Below are 23,951 nucleotides of genomic sequence, written 5' to 3'. Positions count from 1 at the left end.
ACCTAATAGATTTGTTATGTACATCCAAGACAAAATAATCAATACGATTCCCATTTTTGAGGTTTCGGAAACTTTGAAGGACGTTATTAAGTTTTTTGAGGAGACTACGTATTCCCATGTTGGGGTAACCGAGAACGGTACATATTTGGGATTGTTGTCCGAAAATGACCTGGCCTGTTTTGAGCCTGAAAAAAAGGTTGATGATTTTAGATTTGAGATGGAGGACTTTTTTGTGGTAAAGGAAACAGCTTGGTTGGATGTTTTGGAAATGTTTTCCAGAAACGAGGCCAATGTGCTTCCGGTGCTGGACGAAGACCGTTTGATAGTTGGGTATTATGACCTTGAAGATGTGGTCGATGTATTTATTGATACTCCTTTCTTTAGGGAACCGGGTGCCATTTTGGTCGTGTCCATTGGAATCAAGGACTATTCGTTTAGTGAGATTGCCCAGATCGTGGAGGGCAACAATGCCCGTTTGTTAGGGGCATTTATCACCGATTCACAGAACGATATTGTTGAGATTACCTTGAAGGTGGGAACGCAGAGTTTGAACGAGGTGGCGCAGACATTTAGGCGGTACAACTATACCATCGTGTTCGGAAACAGTGATGACCAATTTATAGAAGATTTGAAACAACGTTCCGACTATCTGGAAAAATATCTTAACGTATAGTAATGAAGGTAGCCATATTCGGTCTGTCTTTTCAAAAGGAGGACCAGCTTTGTGTAGAGGAGCTTTTGGACGAACTCAAGAAGTTGGAAGCAGCGGTTTATGTAGAGGAGAACTTCAATAAACTCGTGGCTACCATCACCAAAACACAGGTTAAGGGGACGTTCAACCAATCCAAAGGATTGGATTCCTCTTTTGATATGTTCGTGAGCTTTGGTGGGGATGGAACTATGTTGCGCGCCGTTACCTATATAAAGGACTATGGTATCCCCATTGTGGGTGTCAATACAGGGCGATTGGGTTTTCTGTCCACCTTTAAAAAGGAAAATGTCCGAAAGCTCGTAACCGAGTTCGAAGCTGGACACTATACCGTTGAGGAACGTAGCTTGGTGGAAGTAGAACTCAATTCAGAACTAGAGGAGTTCAACGGGCTCAATTTTGCATTGAACGAAATAACCGTTAGTCGAAAGGATACTACTTCCATGATTACCGTGGAAACCTGGTTGGACGATGAGTATTTGACCTCTTACTGGTCCGATGGATTGATTGTTTCCACGCCTACGGGCTCGACCGGATACTCCTTGAGCTGTGGCGGCCCAGTAATCGCACCTTCGGCAAAGTCTTTGGTGCTTACGCCTATTGCACCGCACAACCTTAATGCGCGTCCACTCGTAATTTCCGATACCACACAGATCAGATTGAAGGTTTCAGGAAGGGAAGAGACGCATTTGGTTTCTTTGGACTCCCGTATCGCCGACATTTCCAATGGCAAGGAAATCCGAATCAAAAAAGCGGACTTCACCATCAAAATGATTGAGTACAAATCCGAAAGTTTTCTGAAAACTTTACGCAACAAATTGCTTTGGGGGGAAGATAGACGGAATTGATACCATCAAAAACAATAAAAGGAGCGAAAAACTGTTTTACAAGGGAAAGCAATAATAAACACTTGTCTATAGACCTTCCTTTACTCTTAATTCTTGTAACTTTTTGGATAGTATGCGGATAGTTTTGGCTGTTTTTCTATGCTGTGTGATGAATATGAGTGCACAGACGTATGAGATAGGAGTATTTGCCGGTGGTGCCAATATGATAGGTGACGTGGGAAGGACTAATTATATATTACCTTCTGGTCCTGCTTTTGGCGGAATATTCAAATGGAACAAGGGAAAACGCTATGCTTGGAGGGCCAGTGTGCTCTACGGGGAAGTAACTGCCGACGACAATAAATCCCATATGCAATCCAGACAGCAAAGAGGATATGTGGTGGATAATTCCATTTTGGAGTTCTCCGCAGGTCTCGAAATCAACTTTGTTGAATACAATCTTCATAAGCTCGGACCCGCCTTCACGCCTTACTTGTACACGGGTGTAACCTACTTCAGATACGATTTTAATTACATTGATGCCCTTCAAATGCAGGATATTAACCAAAAAGACGGTAGTTTTGCAATTCCAATGACGGTTGGGGCTAAGTATCGTTTAAATCAATTCTTGATTCTTGGAGCCGAAATTGGGGCCAGATATACTTTTACGGACAATTTGGACGCAAGTAACCCAGAAGGTTCCAATTTTGAGCAATTCCGATTCGGGAATATATTGAGCGACGACTGGTACGTTTTTACAGGTTTTACATTAACGTATACCTTTGGACGTAAACCTTGCCAGGATTGTTTTCAATAAAATGCATACACTAGAGGACGTAGACAAAGAAAAACTACCGCAGCACATGGCCATAATTATGGATGGCAACGGTAGATGGGCAAAACAACGAGGGAAACTCCGCATGTTCGGGCACGAGAACGGGGTGGAATCCGTAAACCAAACCGTGGAGAGCTGCGCAAAGCTCCAGATTCCTTTTTTAACGCTATACGCCTTTTCCACAGAAAACTGGAATCGACCCAAGACCGAGATAGACACCTTGATGAAGCTTTTGGTAAACGCTCTTAAAAGAGAGTTGAAGACCTTGAACAAGCATAATATTAGGTTGAAGGCCATCGGAAAAATCGACACACTGCCCAAAAAAGTCTATAAGGAACTTACCGAAGTAATGTCAAAAACCGAAAATAATTCGGGTATGACACTTACGCTCGCATTGAGCTATGGCTCGCGGGAGGAGATAAAAACAGCGGTACAAGAGATTGCGGTCAAAGTTAAAAATAACATAATTTCCCCTGAAAATATTGACGAAACAGTTATAAATACACATCTTTACGCGCACTTTTTGCCTGATGTAGACCTACTTATACGCACAAGTGGCGAATGTAGGATAAGTAATTTTTTACTTTGGCAGATAGCATACGCCGAATTATATTTTATTGATGTATTTTGGCCCGACTTTAGAGAGCACCATTTGGTAGAGGCCATATTAAGTTATCAAAACAGAGAACGACGATTTGGAAAAACGAGCGAACAACTTAACTAAGGGTATCAAAAACATCATCCTTTCAACCCTTATTATCCCACTATTTTTATTTTCAGCCCAAGGTATTGCCCAAGAGACCGATTTTGAAGAAGGCAAGCAATACATTTTGGGAGGGTTGACCGTAACTGGCCTACAGAGCTACAACGAACAGACCGTGAAGAGCTACACCGGTTTACGGGTAGGGCAGCCCATTAAGGTGCCCGGCGATGAAATAAGTGCAGTGATCAAAAAGTTGTGGAACTTGGATTTGTTCAGCAATGTGGAAATGTTCTACACCAACATCGAAGACGATAAAATATTTTTGGAGCTGAGCATTACTGAACGACCTACGTTGAATAACGTTACCGTATATGGTGTAAAAAAGCGTAAGGTTGAAGATATTATCGATGACACAGACCTTAAGAAAGGAAAGAAGATTACCGAGAGTTTGATTGCCAATACCAAGAACTACCTTCAGAACAAGTACAAAAAACAAGGATTCCTGAATGCCAAAGTAAGTATTGCCACAACGGCCGATACTACCGGGACCAATGTTCAGAACATGGTCATTAACGTAAACAAGGGCGATAAGGTGAAAATTAAGGACATCAACTTTGTTGGTAACGAAAAACTGTCGGACAAAAGGCTCCGCAAATCCCTGAAGAAAACCAAAAAGAAAAAGTTTTATCGTTTTTGGAAGAAATCCAAATACATTGAGGCAGAATACCAAGAAGACCTCGATAACTTGATTGATACTTATGCAGAAAGAGGGTATAGGGATGCCCGCGTATTGTCAGATACCTTTGTGAAGCTGGACGAGAAGAACATTGAGCTTACCATCAAAGTAGAGGAAGGTGACAAATATTATTTTGGTGAAATCGACTTTGTAGGTAACTCTGTCTATACGGATAGAATGTTGAGCCAAGTGCTCGGAATCAAAAAAGGCGATACCTATAATGGAGTAATGTTAAAAAAACGTATCGCTGACGATTCCGATCCGGATGCATCGGATTTAACAAACCTGTATCAGAACAATGGTTATCTGTTCTCCAGTATCAACCCGGTTGAGGTTTCAGCTGTAAATGATACCATCGATTTTGAAATACGAATCATAGAAGGAAAAGAAACCTTCTTGGATCACGTTACGGTTTCCGGTAACGACAAGACCAATGACCATGTAATTTACAGGGAAATCAGGACAAGGCCAGGTCAAAAATACAGCAAGTCCAATATCGTTAGAACAATAAGGGAACTAGGTCAGCTAGGATTTTTTGATGCGGAACAAATTGTACCGGATATCCAAAACCCAGATCCCAATGCCGGTACAGTGGATGTGAACTATAGCTTGGTGGAATCCGGTTCTAGCCAGATTGAGCTTCAAGGTGGTTTCGGAGGTGGAGGTTTCATCGGTACGTTGGGACTTTCCTTTAGTAACTTCTCTTTAAAGAACATTTTCAACAAGGAAGCATACAAACCCGTACCTATGGGGGACGGACAAACCTTTGCCCTGCGTTTGCAGGCCAGTAGGACCTTCCGTGTCTATAGCTTGAACTTCTCCGAGCCGTGGTTGGGTGGTAAAAAACCGGTAAGGTTTAACATGTCGCTGTCCAGAACACAACAGTTTGCTACGGGATATGATCAAAATGGAAGATTGGATGTGCAGAAAGATCGTGGATTCTCCATTACGGGAGTATCTGCCGGTTTGGCGAAAAGGGTTCAATGGCCGGATGATTTCTTTACGATTTCCCATTCCGTGGGTTATCAATATTATAAGTTCGATGATTATGATTTGGGACTATTTAACTTTGGTAACGGTAGCTCTAATTCATTGACATACACTTTTGGTATTTCCAGAAGTTCCCAAGGTCCCAGTAGAATTTTCCCGATGACAGGTTCCAACTTTGAGCTAACGGCAAAATTCACACCGCCTTATTCGCTCTTTGGTGACAAAGATTTTAAATCGTTAAGAAACCGTAGGGAAGAATTAAGGGATATTTCTATAGAAAGAGAATTGACTACTTTGGAGGCCAATGAATTGAGAGAGATAGAAAAGGAACGCTTTAAGTGGTTGGAGTTCTATAAAGTAAAATTTAAGGGGGATTGGTACACAAACATAGTGGATAAGCTTGTTTTACGAACCAATGCCGAGTTCGGTTTCTTAGGTTCTTATAATAATGATATTGGGGATGTGCCCTTCGAGCGTTTTTATGTCGGGGGCGACGGTCTAGGAAACTTTAGTTTGGATGGTAGGGATGTGGTGCAGCTCCGTGGATACGAGAACAGTTCGTTGGCCTTTTCAGTGTATAACCCGATTAGACGGTCACAACAACAAGAAGGTGGCGTCATCTATAATAAATACTCCATGGAGCTTCGATACCCGTTGACCTTAAAACCATCGGCGTCCATTTACGTACAAACGTTTTTGGAAGCAGGTAACGCGTTCAATAACTTCCAGGACCTAAACCCATTTGAACTAAAAAGGTCGGCAGGTGCAGGTCTAAGAATCTTTATGCCGGCGTTCGGTCTTTTGGGGATTGATTTTGGATATGGTTTTGATGCAGATAACGTTAGACCAAATGCCGGACCTAGTGGTTGGCAGACACACTTTATCATTGGACAACAATTTTAATGACTTTAATCCGTTTCAGTTAAAAAGATCTGCCGGAGTGGGGCTACATATTTTTGGGCCGGTATCTATACTCTCTGGAATCAATTCTGATGAAAAGCTAAATGCAATGGCAAAATCAGGATTCAATATGGGGCAAGTAATCGGTAAACGGACTTCATCATCGGGCAGCAGTTTTAATTTATGGAAAACGCCTCTTTATTATTTTTCAAATAGTTCATTTTGAATAAATTAGTAATTTTGGCACGATATTTTCTATGTAAAATGCGGAATCAAAGATGAATACCAAAGTTCTTTTAACATTAGTCGTTTTGATGACATCCTTTTACGGGTTTTCCCAAAGGGGCGTTCGTATAGGTTATGTGGATATGGAGTATATCCTCGAAAATGTGGAAGAGTACAGGGATGCCACAAAGCAGTTGAACGACAAGGCCCAAAAGTGGAAGCAGGAAATCGAACTGAAGCAAAGCGTTGTCGAACAAATGAAAAAAGATTTGATGGCGGAAAAAGTGCTCTTGACCGATGAACTTATCTTGGAGAGGGAAGAAGAGATACAGCTATTGGAAAAGGAAATGTTGGATTACCAACAGAATCGTTTTGGACCGCAAGGAGATTTGGTCCTTCAAAAACAACTGTTGATACAGCCCATCCAGGACCAAGTGTTCAACGAAGTACAAAAAATCGGAGCCAATAAAAGATACGATTTTATTTTTGATAAATCCGCAGATGTTGTAATGTTGTACTCCGAAAAAAGACACGACATAAGTGACTTGGTTTTAAGGGAGATAGGACGCACAAGAAAAATAAGTGCTTCCAACAAAAAACAAGAGGAACAAAACCGTTTGGAACAGTTCCAAGAAGAGGAAGATCAAATAAGCGATGCACTAAGGGAAAGGCAAGAGCAAGCCGAGGAAGCCCTTGAAGAAAGAGAGAAGGCTGCCGATGAGCGCAGAGCTGAAAAGTTAAAAGAAAGGGAAGAACGCAAGAAAGCGTACGAAGAACGAAGGAGAAAATTATTGGAGGAGCGCGAAGCCCAGCGAAAAGCCAAATTGGAAGAGCGAAAAAAAGCGCAAGAACAACAAAAGGATTCAATAGGATAGATTATATTGAAACACTAAATTTAAAGTCAAAAAAGTAACGTTGAGAATCATGAAAAATGTAAAAAGAATCGCTGTAGCCCTAGTATTGTTTGTTGCGGCTACTGGTTTTGTAAATGCTCAGAGCAAGATTGCACACATCAATGTGCAGCAATTATTGTCTGATATGCCGGAGATGAAGGCTGCACAAGCTGAATTGAAGAAATTACAAGAAACTTACAGAGCGGATATCCAAAGCTCTATGACCGAGCTTCAAAACAAGTATACACAATACGAAAACGAAGCAACTTCCAAAACAAGGGAAGAAAACGAGCAAAGAGCTGTTGAACTTCAAGGTTTCCAACAGAATATCCAAGAAGCGGAGCAAGCAGCTATGCAAGAAATGCAAAAGAAGCAACAAGAATTGTTTGCGCCTATTTCTGAAAAGGCAAAAGCAGCAATCGAAAAAGTTGCGGCAGCCAAAGGTTACGATTATGTAATTGATGCCAGCCCAGGATTGAGCTTGATCGTATCCAAAGGTCCAGACCTTTTGGCCGATGTTAAAAAGGAACTAGGTTTCTAAACCTTGCTTTCAATAAAAATAGTAAACCGCTTTTTTTAAAGCGGTTTTTTTATGCCATAAAAATTTAAGCCATTACTTTTAAGCATGCCAAAACCAATAGGAATTTTTGACTCAGGGGTAGGGGGAACCTCGATTTGGAAAGAGGTAGCCAAGATGCTTCCTTACGAGAACACCATCTATTTGGCGGATAGTGCCAATGCTCCTTATGGAGAAAAGTCAAAAGAAGAGATTTTAAGACTTAGTATAAAGAATACAGAGTATTTGCTCAAAGAAGGCTGTAAAATCATTGTAGTGGCCTGTAACACCGCCACAACAAATGCTATAGATCATCTCCGTTTGAATTATGATGTGCCATTTATCGGAATAGAACCGGCAATTAAACCGGCGGCCCTCCAGACCAAAACAAAAAAGGTTGGGGTGTTGGCTACCAAGGGAACCCTATCCAGCAGTTTGTTCCACAATACGTCCAAACTCTTTGCTGAGGGCATCACTGTCCTGGAGCAAGAAGGGAAGGGTTTGGTAGAGCTAATCGAGGCCGGTAAAATCAATTCGGAAGAGATGAAGAGCTTGCTATCAAAGTTTCTTGACCCCATGCTAGAGGAGAATATAGATTGTTTGGTACTGGGGTGTACGCACTATCCTTATCTTATTCCAGTTCTGAAGGAAATATTGCCGAGCAATGTCAATATCATAGATTCTGGTGAAGCAGTGGCCCGTCAGACCAAAACGGTCTTGGAACAGAACAACTTACTGACCAAGGTCAATGACACTCCTGAACATCTTTTTTACACCAATGCGGATGTAAGGGTTTTGAAAGATTTGGTCAACGACCCCACTGCTCAGGTATCTTTTATGGATTTTTAAACCCTATTTTCTTTTGTAGGTGAGGTAAGTGAAAGCATATTGGTGCCTATCATCCTTTGGATGGTGCTCCTCTTTTACCAGTTCCCATTGTTCTTCATCGATTTCTGGAAAAAAAGCATCCGCCTCAAAAGTACCGTGAACCCTTGTCAGTTCAATATCTGTAGCACGGTCCATGGACTGTTTGTAGATTTCCCCGCCCCCTATAATAAAACCAGTCTCGTTGTCCTCTACCAGCGCAATTGCATCCGCCAATGAATGCACAATGGTGCAGGGGAACTTCGGAACATAGTCCTCGTCCCGGGTAATGGCAATGTGGGTTCGGTTGGGCAATGGCTTTGGGAAGCTCTCCAAGGTTTTTCTGCCCATTATGATTTTGTGGCCAGAGGTCAAACCCTTAAAACGTTTAAAATCGTCCGGTAAATGCCACACCAAGTCGTTGTCCTTTCCAAGGGCATTGTTTTCGGCCGCGGCCGCAATAATGATCAATTTTCTCATTGATCTTTTTTTTTATTGATGTTGGAAAGCGGAAAGTCTGTTTCTATTTCCTTTTGGATTTCGCTGATACGCTTTTTTTGAAGGTTCACCAATCGCTCGCGTTGCTGGCGTTCCCAATCTTGCCCCATAAACTTATGTGTAACAAAAACATTGAATGTGTGTAGGGCAACCAAAAAAGCCCATGCCAATACAATCCAAATGGACCAATCGTAGGCTTCCCCGTACTTGAGCACCTTGTTGGCAATAATCAAAAAAATACTGCCGATCAAAAAAATCACGAAGTGCGAGAACAACCGTTTCTTTTGTTTGGTGCGCTTATGGGCATTCTCCAAAAGTTCGTGCTGCTGTAAATCTATTTCGGACGTCTTCTTTTTACCAAATGACAACATGGAATGGCTATCTTTATCAACAAAGATAATCGAATTGTATCCAAAAATCCCGACATGCAAAACCTAAGAAAAAAATTTCCCGTACTTAATCATTGTGTTTATGCAAATACTGCGTCCGCAGGACTGTTGAGCGAAGATTTGATGGAGTGGCGCCAAGGGCACGATCTTGACTTTTTAATAGGAGGCAGTGAAATGAAGAACAAGGGCTTTGCCCATATGCCCGAGATTAAAAAGGTAGTTGGGAAGTTTTTTAACTGCAAGGCCGAAAATGTGGCCTTGGTGCCCAATTTTACGCTGGGGTTCAACTTGTTGCTGGAGGGGTTGCCAAAGGATAAAAAAGTATTGCTCGTAAATAAGGACTATCCAAGTGTCAACTGGCCGTTCGAGACCAGAGGGTTTGAACTTGACCATGTGGATGCCGATGAGCATATGGAAGAAAATATTTATGCCAAGGTCAAGAAGGGCGATATTGATATTCTCGCCCTCAGTTTGGTGCAATGGGTAGATGGGGTCCGTATTGATTTTGATTTTCTGAAAGATTTGAAAAAGGAATTTCCCGACCTCATGATTCTTGCCGATGGCACCCAATATTGTGGTACCGAGCCTTTCGATTTTGAAGCATCCGGCATAGATATTTTGGGGGCCAGTGCCTATAAATGGATGTTGGCCGGCTACGGTAACGGTTTTTTCTTGGTGAAGGATGCCGTAATGGACCAGTTTGAGCTTAGGGGTATAGGTAATGGTTCGGTGAACAACGATGCTTCCAAACGGAACAGTATTATGTTCTGTAAATTCCTGGAACCTGGCCATTTGGATTCACTGAATTTCGGGAGTTTGGAGTTTGCCGTTAAATTTTTGGATGATATAGGTTTGGAAAATGTACAGGCACAACTGCAAAAACTATCAAAAAAGGCAATGTCCGCTTTTACCGAGCTTGATTTGCTAGAGCCTTCAGTCACTAAAAGAAAACAGCACAGTACCATATTCAACATTAAGGGAGACGAGAAGCTGTTCAATAGGCTAACAGAGGAAAATGTGGTGGCTTCACCACGTGGGGGAGGCATCCGTTTGAGCTTTCATTTTTACAATACCGAGGAGGAAATAGATGTGATAGCGACACTTATAAAACGCTGGGCATCAAAATCATAATTGGTAAAAAACGTCGATTTAATTTGCTAAAAGTAAGATTGCGGTTAGGTGGATTTTATCAAATTGATAAATCGATTCTAACTAATTGTAAATAAATGGTTTTATATATTGTTTTGTACTGAAATTAAAATTTTCGGTACCATGGCAATTAAAAAACAATACCTGAAGAGCAAGCCTGTTTGCAAAGTAACTTTTACAGTTCCTGCAGATGAGGCGGAGACCGTTGCAGTAGTTGGTGATTTCAATAAGTGGAATCCCAAAAAGAGCGGCTTAAAGAAATTGAAGAACGGAACCTTTAAGGGAACGTTTGAACTACCTGTGGAGAACAGCTACGAGTTTAGATATTTGATAGACGGCAACTATACCAACGATGGTGAGGCCGATCGTTACCAATGGAACGATTATGCCGGAACCGAAAATGCCGTATTGGAAGTTTAAAAAACATTATACGCCATCAGTTTGCCCCAAAGCCGATGGCGGTTTTTTTATCTATTGAGCTTGTCCGTATCCTTTAAATTGATGGAAATCTGATGAATGCTATTTGGTCCAGTAATCCACAACCGTAACATCGGCAATATGAGGGCCTGCGATGTCACCAAATGCCACATGGTCGGAGTGGGTGAGATAGGTGTCACGGTCAGCTTCGCTATCAAACGTCAAAAAGTAGCAGTGCGTGAGTCCTTTGTTCAAGTTCTCCGGGCTGTTGTTCATGCCCCACTCGTATCCTTTTATTTCCGAAATTTTTGATGGCAGGGCATTGAAAGCCTCTTCCACTTGTTGTATTTCTTCTTCGGATGAGGTCTCCTTAAATTTGAACAATACTACGTGGCGCAATTTTGGTGAATCGATGGCTTCGGTTTCTTTCACGGTCTTTTCTTCTTCTTTTTCGGTGGTTTCTTTTTTGGCTTGCTCGCCACAACTGGCAAATAACAGTGCGGCAAATAGGGTGATGATGGGTTTCATGGGTTTGATTTTTTAGAATTAAAACGTACTACATGTAAAAGTTTATATTTTAAAGTAGCTGAATGGAAAATCAATATTTTAATGGCACTCATTTAAATCGCTACAACCCCTTTAATATGGGGATGCGGGTCGTAGTTTAAAAGCTCAAAATCGTCAAAGGTAAAATCAAAAATATCCTTTACTTCGGGGTTCAGTTGCATGGTGGGCAAGGGGCGTGGGTCACGGCTCAATTGCAGTTCTACCTGCTCCATATGGTTGTTATAAATATGGGCATCACCAAAGGTGTGGATAAAATCGCCAGGTTGGTAGCCACAAACCTGTGCCATCATCATAGTAAACAGGGCATAGGAAGCAATGTTGAACGGCACCCCTAAAAAGATGTCCGCACTACGTTGGTACAATTGACAAGAAAGTTTGCCATCCGCCACATAAAACTGGAAAAAGGCATGGCAGGGTGGGAGCGCGGCCTTACCGTTGGCCACATTTTCCGAAAAAGATACCGAAGTGTCCGGCATAACGCTAGGGTTCCAAGCGGAAACCAGCATTCTACGGCTATTGGGGTTGTTCTTCAAGGTTTCGATAACTTCCTTGATCTGGTCGATTTCCTCGCTGTTCCAATTGCGCCATTGATGTCCGTATACTGGGCCAAGGTCACCATTTTCATCGGCCCACTCGTTCCAGATACGCACGCCGTTCTCTTGCAGATATTGAATATTGGTGTCCCCTTTCAGAAACCACAACAATTCATGGATAATGGATTTAAGGTGCAACTTTTTGGTCGTCACCATGGGGAATCCCTCGGAGAGGTCAAACCGCATTTGATAGCCAAAAACGCTCAAGGTTCCTGTTCCTGTACGGTCCCCTTTTTGGTTTCCGTGCTCCAATACGTGTTTTAGAAGGTCGTGGTACTGTTTCATGCTGTCTATTCCGTTATCAGTGTCATTTCGATTAATACAATGATGAGAAAGCAAGATATCTCGACTGCGCTCGATATGACAAAAAATCAATCCATCGAAATTACTTCAATAAGTGTTTTTTGGAAACAAAAAGGCAAAAGACTTATGAAGAGTTTATTAACTGTGAGGGGGTGAAGGGTAAAAGGTTACCCTAAAATCATCCCCGCAATGGTGGCCGACAGCAATGATGCCAAAGACCCGCCCAAAACCGCCTTCATTCCAAAAGAGGAAAGTACTTTACGTTGACCGGGCGCCAAAGAACCGATACCGCCAATTTGAATACCGATAGAGGCAAAGTTGGCAAAACCGCAGAGCATGTACGTGGCCATGATTACGGATTTGTTGTAAGTAAAGTGAACACCACTTGCCACATTCTTAAGATCGGCCAATTGAATGTAGCCTACAAATTCACTTGCGGCCAATTTAATGCCGAGCAACTGTCCCATGAGCATAATGTCCTCATTGGCAACACCTATCAACCACATAAGCGGGGCAAATATGGTGCCTAGAATGGCTTCCAGGGAAAATTCGGTGTACGGGGAATTGGCGGCTATCCAATTATTGAAAGTGGTAAGATCTCCGACCCAGCCCAAAATTCCGTTGATCATGGCGATAAAGGCCACAAACACCAAAAGCATGGCCCCAACGTTCAAGGCGAGTTTAAGGCCTTCGGTGGTTCCATTGGCAATGGCGTCCAAGATGTTGGCGCCTATTTTTTCGGAAGAAACCTCTACGTCCGTGTTGACCTTCTCGGTCTGCGGGTACAATATTTTTGAAATTACGATGGCCCCGGGTGCGGCCATTACAGATGCTGCCAAAAGGTGCTTGGCGAAGACCAAACGAAGTTCGGGGTCATCGCCTCCTAAAAATCCAATATAGGCGGCCAAAACAGCTCCGGCTACGGTGGCCATTCCACCGATCATCACCAAAAGGATTTCGGATTTGTTCATTTTTTCCAAATAGGCCTTGATCAGCAAGGGGGCTTCGGTCTGGCCCAAAAATATGTTGCCCGCTACGGAAAGACTCTCTGCTCCCGATATGCCCAAACTTTTGGAGAGCAACCATGCCATCCATTTGACCACGACCTGTATCACTCCCAAGTAATAAAGTACGGAGGTCAATGCGGAGAAGAATATAATGGTGGGCAATACTTGGAAGGCAAATATATAACCAAAGGTATCCATATCCACGACCAACCCTTCGAACAGGAATTGGCTTCCGGCACGGGTGAAATCCAGTATGCTTACAAAGATGCTTCCAACCTGTTCAAAAATATATTGTACAAAAGGGACTTTGAGTACGCCAATGGCTATCAAAATCTGCAATGATAAACCGATTCCGACCGTTTTCCAGTTGATGGCTTTTCTATTGGAACTGAACGAAAATGATATCAATATAAGGACGGCCATTCCCAACGCCCCACGGAGCAATGTGGTAATAGTGAAACCTTGATTGGGAATAATTTCAGCGGTTTCCTGTACGGCAATGTTCTCCGTTATAGTAGAGCCTATGGCAACATTAAGGGAATCTGCGGGCAATGAATTTTGGCCGAAAGCGACCGAACAAAGGAGTAAAAGTATCAGTAAACTTTGGGTCTTTTTCGCCATGTATGTTGGTCGTTTATTTGCGCTTGGAAATCTCATCCCTCAATTTGGCGGCCTTTTCGTAGTCTTCGCTGGCCACCGCATTATCCAATTCTTTATGAAGTTCTTGTAGGGACATTTCTCTATATCCGTGTGTATCGGAACCTGACTCTAATTCCACGGCTTCTCCTTCTTGAAGGATTTCATCGACCATAATGCTGTCGTCCTCGTCCTCTTCTTTCTCTTTGGAAGAAAATTTTAGGAAAATACCAGCTTTGTCCAAAATGGTCTTGTAGGTGAAAATAGGGGCGTTGAACCGCAGTGCAAGTGCAATCGCATCGCTGGTGCGGGCATCGATGATTTCCTCGTCGTTATCGCGCTCACAGATAATGCTGGAATAAAAAACACCGTCCACCAATTTGTGGATGATCACCTGCTTGACCACAATCTTGAACCTGTCCGCAAAGTTCTTGAACAGATCATGGGTCAAGGGCCTTGGCGGTTTTATCTCTTTTTCCAAAGCAATGGCGATGGATTGTGCTTCAAATGCGCCTATAACTATGGGAAGTTTTCGGTCTCCCTCCTCTTCATTTAAAATAAGGGCGTATGCGCCATTTTGTGTTTGGCTGTATGATATCCCCTTTATTTTTAATCGTACTAAACTCATATATCTCCTCCTAAAGCAAAGGGGCCGTCCAAATAAGTGGCTTTACCAGTTATCTGAACAGCCCCTTGCAATGGGCAAATTAACAAAATTTAAGTGTTTTGGGCTTTAAATTCTTTTAATTTTTCGATGAGTTCGGGCACTACTTCGAAGGCATCCCCGACTATTCCGTAATCCGCCGCCTTGAAGAAAGGAGCTTCCGGGTCGTTGTTGATGACCACTTTTACCTTGGAGGCATTGATACCTGCCAAATGCTGAATGGCCCCGGAAATCCCGATAGCGATATAAAGATTGCTCGCAACCGGCTTACCGGTTTGGCCAACGTGTTCGCTGTGCGGGCGCCATCCCATATCCGAGACTGGTTTGGAGCAGGCGGTCGCCGCACCCAAAACATCGGCCAGTTCTTCTACCATGCCCCAATTTTCTGGTCCTTTTAGACCTCGACCACCGGAGACAACAATATCGGCATCGGCGATGGTAGCTTTCCCTACCACTCGATCTACATCTACCGATTTAACGGCAAATGCATCATCGGCCAAAGATGGGGCAAAATCTTCCACGGTGGCTGAAACATTGTTTTCGACCACGCCAAAGGCATTACTGGAAACCCCTATAATTTTTACATCTGACGAAATTTCCGTCATGGCGAAACCTTTATTACTGAAAGCGGTGCGCTTTACCACAAATGGTGAAGTGCTTTCTGGTGCAGCCACTACGTTAGGTACGTATCCGGCAGTTAATTTAGCCGCAAGGATAGGTGCCAAAAACTTGCTGTCCGCACTGGAACTCAATATAATTACCTTAGCGTCCTCTGCTTTTGCAGCCTCGGCTAACACTTCTGCATACGCCTTGGCATTAAAGGTTGTCAATGAGTCGTCAGATACCTTTAAAACTTTGGATACCCCATAGGTTCCCAACGTGGCATCGTCCTCGGCATTAAAAGAGACCGCTGTTACAGTTGTACCTAAGTCTTGAGCCACTTTATGTGCATAAGAGGCCGCTTCGAAGGCATTTTTTTTGAATTTTCCCTTTAGGGATTCTGTATATACTAATACTGACATAATCTTTTCTCTTGTTTAGATAACTTTTGCTTCGTTGTGCAGTAGTTCTACTAATTCGCCCACATTGCCGGCATCGACCAACTTAACTGGTCCTTTGGCAGCGGGCTTTTCAAATTTTTGGTCCTGTGTGGGTTGTGAAGCATCAACGGGTTCTACCACATTCAATGTTTTTTTACGAGCCATCATGATGCCTCTCATGTTAGGGATGCGAAGGTCACTTTCCTCTACCAATCCTTTTTGACCGCCAATGACCAATGGAAGCGATGTGCTGATTTTTTCCTTGCCCCCATCGATTTCACGAACTGCTGTTGCTGTATCTCCTTCAATTTCAAGACCGATACAAGTGTTCACGAAGTTCATGTCCAACAAAGTGGCAAGGATTCCTGGAACCATACCTCCATTATAGTCGATAGATTCCCTACCTGCGATAATAAGGTCGTATGCTCCATTCCTGACCACTTCGGCCAGTTGCTGTGCCACAAAAAAACCATCCTTTGGCTCGGCATCCACTCGAATCGCTTCATCGGCACCGATGGCCAATGCTTTTCTAATGGTGGGCTCGGTTTGGGCACCGCCAACATTTACTACGTGAACGGTAGCGCCTTGCTTTTCTTTGAACCACATGGCGCGAGTAAGTCCGAACTCATCATTGGGATTAATAACAAATTGAACCCCGTTTGTGTCAAACTTGGTGTCGCCTTCCGTAAAATTGATTTTGGAAGTAGTATCCGGTACGTTGCTAATGCAAACTAAAATCTTCATATATACTTTAGGTTTATCTGCTCAAATATAATTATAAAAATCCGAAATTTATTATGCATGCATAATAAATTTTGTTCTTTTTTTGGATTTTGGTCAGGCAAGTTTCGGGTAGTTTTTGCTATTTTTGCTTGCGTTTTTAAGCAGACTATAAATATTTAGTACGATTCAATGAAAACATTACAGTTTAGGGAGGCAATAGCCGAGGCTATGTCCGAAGAAATGCGAAGGGATGATACCATTTATCTGATGGGCGAGGAGGTAGCCGAGTACAACGGTGCTTATAAGGCTTCCAAAGGCATGTTGGATGAGTTTGGACCGGAGCGTGTATTGGACACCCCAATTTCAGAACTTGGTTTTGCCGGTATCGGTGTTGGTTCTGCAATGAACGGCAATAGGCCCATTATAGAATTTATGACGTTCAACTTCTCCTTAGTGGGGATTGATCAAATTATAAACAACGCTGCCAAAATTCGTCAGATGTCCGGCGGGCAGTTCAATTGTCCGATTGTATTTAGAGGGCCTACGGCTTCTGCGGGGCAGTTGGCCGCTACGCACTCCCAAGCTTTTGAAAGTTGGTTTGCAAACACTCCCGGTTTAAAGGTTGTGGTTCCTTCGAACCCGGCTGATGCCAAAGGATTGTTGAAATCGGCCATCCGTGATGATGATCCTGTAATTTTTATGGAATCAGAGCAAATGTACGGTGACAAGGGCGATGTGCCTGAAGGCGAGTACACTATCCCATTGGGTGTTGCCGATATTAAAAGAGAAGGTACCGATGTGACCATAGTTTCCTTTGGAAAAATCATTAAAGAGGCCTACAAGGCAGCCGATGAATTGGAAAAAGAGGGCATTAGCTGCGAAATCATCGATTTGAGAACAGTACGTCCTATGGATCATGAAGCTATTCTTACCTCGGTAAAGAAAACCAATAGAATGGTAATCTTGGAAGAGGCATGGCCTTTTGGTAACGTGGCCACTGAAATCATCTATCACGTTCAGGACAAGGCCTTCGACTATTTGGATGCCCCTATCGTAAAACTGAATACTGCAGATACCCCTGCACCATACTCTCCAGTACTTTTGGCGGAGTGGTTGCCTAACCATGAAGACGTTATTAAAGCTGTTAAGAAAGTGTTATATAAGTAATACAAACATTTTTTAAGGTATATTAGCCCCGTCAATTTTGTTGACGGGGCTATATTATTTAGGGAACATTTTTTTGATTAGAAAATACTTTGAACCAAATTTGACCTAAGTTGAATGGAATTTGCCGTTGTGCTTTTCCCCAATGTCCCACATACTTGCCTATGAAAAGATTCTTTTCTGTTTTTTTTCTGATTTTTACAGTTTGTGCCAGTGCGCAGACCAAAATAGAAGGGATAGTTACCGACGATACTGGGATGCCCATCGCTTTTGCCAACATTATTTTTGTAAACTCTTCCGAGGGAACCATTACCAACGATAACGGTAGGTTTTACATGGAGTCCGATGAGACCTATGATGCCATCAAAGTATCCTTTATCGGATATGAGACCAAAGAGGTTTCGTTGGCACAAAAAGTGAACTACAATATGGAAATTGTGCTGGCCGAATCCGCCGAACAACTTCAGGAAGTGGTAGTATATACCGGAAAACAGTCTAAAAAGAACAACCCGGCCATAGATATTCTACGTAAAATTTGGGCAAAAAAACGGGAGAACGGTGTGCGCAAGTTCAAGCAGTACCAATATGACAAATATGAGAAAATTGAGTTTGACCTGAATACCATCGACAGTGCTTTGATAAAAAGCAAGCTGTTCAAAGGGCTCGAATTTATGTTCGAAGACCTGGATACTTCTCGAATCACAGGAAAAACGTATCTGCCTATGTTCTTGAGCGAGTCATTCTCCAAAGTGTATGGCGATAATGTGCTCGATAGGGAAAAGGAGGATGTATTGGGTAATAAAAACTCCGGTTTTAGTGGGAACCAAGCTATAACCGCCTTTGTGGAAGACCTCTATTCTGATTACGATATCTACAATAATTACCTTAAGTTTTTTGATAAGAGCTTTACCAGTCCATTGTCCAAAACAGGAATAGATGTCTACAATTATGTGCTGTCTGACAGTACCTATATTGATGACAAGTGGTGCTACAATATTATTTACTACCCGCGACGCAAGAACGAGCTTACATTTAAAGGTGATTTTTGGGTGAATGATACCACCTTCGCTATCAAAAAAATTAACCTTCAGGTCACCAAAAGCGCCAACATTAACTGGGTGAAGGAGATTTATATTGAACAGGATTTTGAGGTGGTCAACGATTCTGTTTTTCTTTTGAAGCGGGATTATATGCTGAGCGATTTTAGTTTTTCCAAAAAAGAAGAATCTCGTGGTGTCTACGGAAAACGGACCACCGTTTTTGATAATTATAACTTTAACAATCCACGCTCCGAAGATTTTTACAAGGCCGTTTCCGATCCATACGACCCACGTGTGTTCTCGCAGGATAGTATTTTTTGGGAAAATGCCCGTCTAGAGCGTTTGAACGAGGACGAATCAGGAATCTTCAAACTGCTGGATACTTTAAAAACAGTGCCCAAGTTCCGAACCTATTACGATATTGTCAGTATTCTGGGGTCGGGTTACGTCGAAATCGATAAATGGAATATCGACATCGGGGATATCTACAGCACTTTTGGCTATAATGATGCGGAAGGGATTCGTCTGAGAGGAGGTGCCCGGACCTATTTTGGCCAGAATGATTTATGGCGATTGGAAGGTTATATGGCCTATGGCTTCAGCGATAAAAAATTCAAGCACGGATTTTCTGGAAAGTTCTTATTGGACCGTAAGAACCGTTTGATTGTTTCAGGAGGAAATAGACGGGACATAGAACAATTAGGACTCAGTTTAACGAGTACCAACGATGTAATGGGCAGGAGTATTGCCTCTTCATCCTTGGTAACCGTAGGTTCCAACGATCGCTTGACCAATATCAACCTTTCCACATTGAACGTGGAAATGGAGCCAGTGAAGAATTTTAGAATTGATGTTGGTGGCTCATTCAGGACGCTCAGTTCGGCATTGCCCGATGCTTTTAGTCTGGATTATGTGGACCCAACTTCTCCGTCGGACATTTCATCGGAAATAAAACAGTTTGACCTTACCACGACATTAATTTATACCCCTGGCAAACGGACCATTGGTTATGGTGTGGAACGATCTAATATCAATGATGATTATAGCACACTTGTATTAAAATATACCAAAGGGGTGGATGGCTTTCTGGAAAGTGATTTCGATTACGAGAAAATACAGTTTTCCTATCAGCAACCATGGCAAATTGGCGGCTTTGGTAGGTTAACGAGTACTGTGGAACTGGGAAAAACCTTTGGAACAGTGCCCTTGGGGCTGTTGAGCGTTATTCCGGGTAATCAAACCTTGTTTTCACTATACAATGTGTTCCCGAACTTGGATTTCTACGAGTTTGTCACGGATACCTATGCCACGGTCCATTTGGAACACAACTTTAACGGAAGATTATTTTCACGCATTCCATGGTTGCGAAAGCTCAATCTGCGGGAAATTGTTGGTGTACGAGGAGCATGGGGTCAACTGTCCGAAGAAAATATTGCTTTGAGTGCTCCCACGAACATTCCGTTAATGGCTCCCGAAGATCAGGTGTATTGGGAATATTCCTTAGGAGTGGGCAATATTTTTAAAATACTTCGAATAGATTTTAATTTCCGGGGCAATTACCTCGAAAATCCGGATGCACGTGCTTTTGGTATTACAGGGACCTTTGGGTTTAATTTTTAATTCAAAGGAAACCTGCGATTTATGTGGTCTATTCCAGTTATACTGGTTATTTTTGCAGCATAAATTATATCACTAACATGTCTAAAAAACCACGTATTACTTTCGATGTACTTGTAGAAATTCCAAAAGGTAGTAGGAACAAGTACGAATACGACTTCACCCTCAACAAAATTCGATTTGACAGAACCCTTTTTTCTTCAATGATGTACCCTGGAGACTACGGTTTCATTCCAGAAACCTTAGCTTTGGACGGTGACCCATTGGATGTTTTGGTACTCTGCACCGAGCCAACATATCCTATGGTGGTCGTGGAAGTAAAGCCAGTAGGGGTTTTCCATATGACCGATGAAAAAGGACCGGATGAAAAAATAATCTGTGTACCCGTTTCTGACCCTATTTGGAGCAAAAGGGATGATATCAGCGAATTGAACCCCCATCGACTAAAAGAGATTGAACATTTCTTTCAAGTGTATAAGGATTTGGAAGAGAAGAAAGTAGATACAGGCGGTTGGGGCGATGTGAACGAGGCCATACAAATCTATCACGAATGCGTTCAGCGCTACGAAGATAGTGAGCACAAAAAGAGACGTGCTTACACCATATAAATTACATAACAATAACTTTAAAAAAATGCGCTTTTAATAATTAAAGGCGCATTTTTTTTATTACTTCGTATTTTACTACATTAGCTGGCATTAAATATTTCTAAATAATCTAAACCTATGGATTTAATCGTAAAGTTTTTGCCAGTATTTGGTGTCTTGGCCCTCCTGTATGTGTTCGTAAAGAACGCTTGGATTTCAAAACAAGAAGTCGGTGACGCCAAGATGGCAAGAATTGCAAAGAACATTGCAGAGGGTGCAATGTCTTTCTTAAAAGCTGAATATAAAATACTTAGCATTTTTGTAGTCGCTGTGGCCGTTTTGCTCTTCTTTAAAGGAAATAGTGAAACCGGTTCCAACGGCATGGTGGCCGTTTCCTTTATTGTCGGTGCCATATGTTCCGCCTTGGCAGGTTTTATTGGTATGAGGGTTGCCACTAAGGCCAACGTAAGAACCACTAATGCAGCAAGAACATCTTTGGGAAAGGCTCTAGAGGTCGCTTTTGCCGGTGGTGCAGTGATGGGCCTTGGTGTTGTTGGTCTTGGCGTTCTTGGTTTGAGCGGACTATTCATGATTTACAGCGGACAGGGCTGGGAATTAGGTGAAGTATTGAACGTACTTTCCGGTTTCTCCCTCGGTGCATCTTCCATAGCACTTTTTGCCCGTGTGGGCGGAGGTATCTATACCAAAGCCGCCGATGTGGGAGCTGATTTGGTGGGTAAGGTTGAAGCCGGGATACCAGAGGACCATCCTTTGAACCCTGCAACCATTGCCGATAACGTTGGTGACAATGTTGGTGATGTGGCAGGTATGGGGGCCGACCTTTTCGAGTCTTATGTAGGTTCCATTATTGGGACCATGGTTTTGGGTGCGGTGTTTGCAGGATTACCCGAATTTCAAGCTGCGTTCGATGGATTGGGAGCTGTTTACTTGCCCTTGGCCCTGGCAGCGGTTGGAATTATAATGTCGATTATAGGAACTTTTTTTGTTAGAGTAAAAGATGGCGGGAACCCGCAAACGGCATTAAATATCGGTGAGTTTGGTTCTGCAGGCCTAATGTTGATAGCGTCTTATTTCATCATTAATGGTATGCTTCCCGAATCTTGGATGGAAGGTGGAAAAGAATTTACCGCGATGGGTGTTTTCTGGGCTACCATTGCCGGCTTGGTTGCTGGTCTATTGGTAGGTAAGGTGACCGAATATTATACCGGTACCGGGACCAAGCCTGTAAATTCAATCGTTCGTCAATCGGATACAGGTTCCGCTACCAATATCATTGCAGGTCTTGGTGTGGGAATGATGTCCACGGCCATCCCTATAATATTGATTGCAGCGGCAATTTTGGTTTCCCATCATTTTGCTGGTCTTTATGGAATCGCTATCGCAGCGGTGGGGATGTTGGCCAATACAGGTATTCAGCTAGCGGTCGATGCCTATGGGCCAATTTCCGATAATGCTGGTGGTATAGCCGAGATGGCAGAACTTCCCGGAGAGGTACGCGACAGAACAGATAAATTGGATGCCGTAGGAAACACTACAGCAGCCATTGGCAAAGGATTTGCCATTGCATCAGCAGCATTGACAGCACTCGCGCTTTTTGCAGCTTTTATGAAAACTGCAGGAGTTCAATCCATAGATGTTTCTCGTCCTGATATTATGGCTGGACTATTGATTGGAGGAATGTTACCGTTTGTATTCTCGGCGCTTTCAATGAATGCCGTGGGTAGAGCGGCGATGTCCATGATTGAAGAAGTACGTCGTCAGTTCAAAGATATCCCAGAATTGAAAGCTGCATTGGCCGTCATGCGCAAGTATGATTCGGACCTTTCAAAAGCCAGTAAAGAAGACATGGCCATTTTTGAAGCAGCGGATGGAAAAGCGGAGTATCAAAAGTGCGTAGAGATTTCTACACAAGCATCTATTAAAGAAATGGTGCTGCCCGGCTTGTTAGCCATAGCCGTTCCCGTGGCGGTCGGATTCATAGGTGGAGCCGAAATGTTGGGTGGTCTTTTGGCAGGTGTAACCACTGCAGGAGTGCTTATGGCTATTTTTCAGTCCAATGCAGGCGGAGCTTGGGATAATGCCAAAAAAACTATTGAAAGCGAAGGCCGAAAGGGAAGTGATGCCCATAAAGCAGCCGTTGTAGGCGATACCGTAGGTGATCCTTTTAAGGATACATCGGGTCCTTCTTTAAATATTTTGCTTAAATTGATGTCCGTGGTCGCTTTGGTAATTGCACCGAGTCTGGTAAGCCTTTCTCCCGCTGATGGAGTTGGCATTACAAAAGAGGATGGTACCATGATTACCATTACCGAAGAGGGGATGAAAGAAACCAGAGCGATTGAAAAGGAAATCCGCGTAGAGATTAGCAATACTGCCGATGGCGGATATAAGGCTGTAGTTACTTCGACCACAAACGAAAATGGAGAAGTTGTTGAAGAGACAGAAGAACTGATGGCCGATTCCAAAGAAGAATTGGAGAAAAAAATACAAGAATATAAGAGTGCCGAGGCAAAGGATTAGCTCGCGCTTTTTTGAAAGCTGGAAAAACCACGCCAAACGGCGTGGTTTTTTTATTAATTCAACTTAAACGTGATGGGTAGAGAGTAAGAAACCTTTACCGGTATACCTCTTTGTTCTCCAGGCTTCATTTCAGGTAATTTTGAAATGATTCTGGAAGCTTCCTCTTCTAGAGATTCGTGAGGTCCGCGAAGTCGGACATTGTTTATTGAACCATCTTTATCAATTGTAAACATAATATTTACCCTGCCTTGTAATCCCAACTCTTTCGCGGGGTCGGGATAACGGAAATTTTTCCGTATGTGTTTTTGCATCATTTCTTGAAAACAAGCTCTTTTGTCTTTTTCCGTGGCTTCATTCTCACAACCAGGGAACACAGGTGCGTTTTCCACTAATATTATTGGGATTTCTTCATTGATTTCTTCTTCTGCAACCTCGATAGATTCAACATCTGCAATCTCTGTGTCTTGGTTTACATCGTTTGATTCGATAACAGTTTCAATCACCTTCTCATCATCATCCTTAATCTCAATTTTCGGAGGGGTCTGGATTTTGGGCTTGGGCGGGTCTGGGAGTTTAATTTTGAGTATAGTGGCATCTTCAATCAATTGCTCATCGACTTTTAACTCGCCAACGTCCCAAGAATCATCTGAGTAATAGGTTTTCCACTCCAAGGCCAAATAGGCCATGAGCAATACCAAGGTCATGCCGACAAAAAAGTAGAGCAGACTGTTTCGTCTTAAATCGAGTTGTGGATTTTTTTTCGGTTCCATAATTTTCA

Annotated in this window: 23 protein-coding genes; 14 read left to right on the top strand and 9 right to left on the bottom strand. The window is 42.8% G+C overall.

Features of this window, described 5'->3' with window-relative positions; genetic code table 11:
* Positions 1-16: 16 nt before the first annotated feature.
* The 8 genes from DCK90_RS03730 to murI all read left to right on the top strand — a co-directional run bounded on the left by DCK90_RS03730 (position 17) and on the right by murI (position 8,223).
* Positions 17-673 carry a CBS domain-containing protein gene (locus DCK90_RS03730; RefSeq protein ID WP_108244844.1) on the top strand — a complete coding sequence of 219 codons (657 nt, stop codon included), beginning with the start codon at positions 17-19 and terminating at the stop codon, positions 671-673.
* A 2-nt stretch (positions 674-675) separates the two neighbouring features.
* Positions 676-1,557 (top strand): NAD kinase, encoded by an 882-nt coding sequence (locus DCK90_RS03725; RefSeq protein WP_108244843.1) that lies wholly within the window; start codon positions 676-678, stop codon positions 1,555-1,557.
* 112 nt (positions 1,558-1,669) lie between these two features.
* Positions 1,670-2,353, top strand: coding sequence for a type IX secretion system protein PorG (porG, locus tag DCK90_RS03720; protein ID WP_108244842.1), 684 nt, complete (start codon positions 1,670-1,672; stop codon positions 2,351-2,353).
* A gap of 1 nt (position 2,354) precedes the next feature.
* Positions 2,355-3,095 carry an isoprenyl transferase gene (locus tag DCK90_RS03715; protein ID WP_108244841.1) on the top strand — a complete coding sequence of 247 codons (741 nt, stop codon included), beginning with the start codon at positions 2,355-2,357 and terminating at the stop codon, positions 3,093-3,095.
* The gene (locus DCK90_RS03710) at positions 3,067-5,703 is read left to right on the top strand and encodes a BamA/OMP85 family outer membrane protein (protein WP_108244840.1); all 2,637 of its coding nucleotides are present in this window, start codon (positions 3,067-3,069) and stop codon (positions 5,701-5,703) included. Before DCK90_RS03715 ends, DCK90_RS03710 begins: the two co-directional genes overlap by 29 nt.
* Before the next feature lie 275 nt (positions 5,704-5,978).
* Positions 5,979-6,800 carry an OmpH family outer membrane protein gene (locus DCK90_RS03705; RefSeq protein WP_108244839.1) on the top strand — a complete coding sequence of 274 codons (822 nt, stop codon included), beginning with the start codon at positions 5,979-5,981 and terminating at the stop codon, positions 6,798-6,800.
* A gap of 49 nt (positions 6,801-6,849) precedes the next feature.
* Positions 6,850-7,359 (top strand): OmpH family outer membrane protein, encoded by a 510-nt coding sequence (locus DCK90_RS03700; RefSeq protein ID WP_108244838.1) that lies wholly within the window; start codon positions 6,850-6,852, stop codon positions 7,357-7,359.
* 84 nt (positions 7,360-7,443) lie between these two features.
* On the top strand, positions 7,444-8,223 hold the full coding sequence (murI, locus tag DCK90_RS03695) for a glutamate racemase (protein WP_108244837.1): 780 nt from the start codon (positions 7,444-7,446) through the stop codon (positions 8,221-8,223).
* A 3-nt stretch (positions 8,224-8,226) separates the two neighbouring features.
* On the opposite strand, the gene DCK90_RS03690 is transcribed toward murI, so the two are convergent.
* Together DCK90_RS03690 and DCK90_RS03685 are read right to left on the bottom strand one after the other, a co-directional pair.
* On the bottom strand, positions 8,227-8,718 hold the full coding sequence (locus DCK90_RS03690) for a dihydrofolate reductase (protein ID WP_108244836.1): 492 nt from the start codon (positions 8,716-8,718) through the stop codon (positions 8,227-8,229).
* Positions 8,715-9,107 (bottom strand): 2TM domain-containing protein, encoded by a 393-nt coding sequence (locus DCK90_RS03685; RefSeq protein WP_108244835.1) that lies wholly within the window; start codon positions 9,105-9,107, stop codon positions 8,715-8,717. Before DCK90_RS03685 ends, DCK90_RS03690 begins: the two co-directional genes overlap by 4 nt.
* Positions 9,108-9,161: 54 nt before the next feature.
* Here DCK90_RS03685 and DCK90_RS03680 point away from each other — a divergent pair, with 54 nt between their 5' ends.
* Both DCK90_RS03680 and DCK90_RS03675 read left to right on the top strand, forming a co-directional pair.
* Entirely contained in the window at positions 9,162-10,256 is a 1,095-nt protein-coding gene (locus DCK90_RS03680; protein ID WP_108244889.1) for an aminotransferase class V-fold PLP-dependent enzyme, read from the top strand.
* 141 nt (positions 10,257-10,397) lie between these two features.
* The gene (locus tag DCK90_RS03675) at positions 10,398-10,694 is read left to right on the top strand and encodes an isoamylase early set domain-containing protein (protein WP_108244834.1); all 297 of its coding nucleotides are present in this window, start codon (positions 10,398-10,400) and stop codon (positions 10,692-10,694) included.
* A 99-nt stretch (positions 10,695-10,793) separates the two neighbouring features.
* Here DCK90_RS03675 and DCK90_RS03670 read toward each other — a convergent pair whose 3' ends face one another.
* The 6 genes from DCK90_RS03670 to DCK90_RS03640 all read right to left on the bottom strand — a co-directional run bounded on the left by DCK90_RS03670 (position 10,794) and on the right by DCK90_RS03640 (position 16,245).
* Complete coding sequence (locus DCK90_RS03670; RefSeq protein ID WP_108244833.1) at positions 10,794-11,219, bottom strand: Dabb family protein; 426 nt, start codon at positions 11,217-11,219, stop codon at positions 10,794-10,796.
* Between the two features lie 92 nt (positions 11,220-11,311).
* A complete protein-coding gene (locus DCK90_RS03665) occupies positions 11,312-12,136 on the bottom strand; it encodes a thymidylate synthase (RefSeq protein WP_108244832.1) in 825 nt (274 codons plus the stop codon).
* Positions 12,137-12,321: 185 nt separating this feature from the next.
* Positions 12,322-13,782, bottom strand: a complete 1,461-nt coding sequence (locus DCK90_RS03655) for a NupC/NupG family nucleoside CNT transporter (RefSeq protein WP_108244888.1) — start codon at positions 13,780-13,782, stop codon at positions 12,322-12,324.
* Between the two features lie 13 nt (positions 13,783-13,795).
* Positions 13,796-14,425, bottom strand: coding sequence for a bifunctional nuclease family protein (locus DCK90_RS03650; RefSeq protein ID WP_108244830.1), 630 nt, complete (start codon positions 14,423-14,425; stop codon positions 13,796-13,798).
* An 89-nt stretch (positions 14,426-14,514) separates the two neighbouring features.
* Entirely contained in the window at positions 14,515-15,483 is a 969-nt protein-coding gene (locus DCK90_RS03645; protein WP_108244829.1) for an electron transfer flavoprotein subunit alpha/FixB family protein, read from the bottom strand.
* Between the two features lie 15 nt (positions 15,484-15,498).
* On the bottom strand, positions 15,499-16,245 hold the full coding sequence (locus DCK90_RS03640; protein ID WP_108244828.1) for an electron transfer flavoprotein subunit beta/FixA family protein: 747 nt from the start codon (positions 16,243-16,245) through the stop codon (positions 15,499-15,501).
* 168 nt (positions 16,246-16,413) lie between these two features.
* Between DCK90_RS03640 and DCK90_RS03635 the strand changes: the two genes are divergently transcribed.
* The 4 genes from DCK90_RS03635 (at position 16,414) to DCK90_RS03620 (ending at position 23,173) form a co-directional block, all read left to right on the top strand.
* Positions 16,414-17,391: a pyruvate dehydrogenase complex E1 component subunit beta gene (locus DCK90_RS03635; protein ID WP_108244827.1), complete on the top strand. Its 978-nt coding sequence runs from the start codon at positions 16,414-16,416 to the stop codon at positions 17,389-17,391.
* Between the two features lie 161 nt (positions 17,392-17,552).
* Positions 17,553-20,048 carry a DUF5686 family protein gene (locus tag DCK90_RS03630; RefSeq protein ID WP_108244826.1) on the top strand — a complete coding sequence of 832 codons (2,496 nt, stop codon included), beginning with the start codon at positions 17,553-17,555 and terminating at the stop codon, positions 20,046-20,048.
* Positions 20,049-20,125: 77 nt separating this feature from the next.
* Positions 20,126-20,653, top strand: a complete 528-nt coding sequence (locus tag DCK90_RS03625) for an inorganic diphosphatase (RefSeq protein WP_108244825.1) — start codon at positions 20,126-20,128, stop codon at positions 20,651-20,653.
* A 117-nt stretch (positions 20,654-20,770) separates the two neighbouring features.
* Positions 20,771-23,173: a sodium-translocating pyrophosphatase gene (locus DCK90_RS03620; RefSeq protein ID WP_108244824.1), complete on the top strand. Its 2,403-nt coding sequence runs from the start codon at positions 20,771-20,773 to the stop codon at positions 23,171-23,173.
* 53 nt (positions 23,174-23,226) lie between these two features.
* Here the strand turns inward: DCK90_RS03620 and DCK90_RS03615 are convergent, their stop codons facing one another.
* On the bottom strand, positions 23,227-23,943 hold the full coding sequence (locus tag DCK90_RS03615; RefSeq protein ID WP_108244823.1) for an energy transducer TonB: 717 nt from the start codon (positions 23,941-23,943) through the stop codon (positions 23,227-23,229).
* Positions 23,944-23,951 lie beyond the last annotated feature (8 nt).

Origin of the sequence: Muricauda brasiliensis, assembly GCF_003057865.1 — a bacterium.
GTDB classification, from domain to species: domain Bacteria; phylum Bacteroidota; class Bacteroidia; order Flavobacteriales; family Flavobacteriaceae; genus Flagellimonas; species Flagellimonas chongwuensis.
Note: the sequence above shows the minus strand (reverse complement) of the source record. Positions and strands in the feature narration are given on the sequence as shown.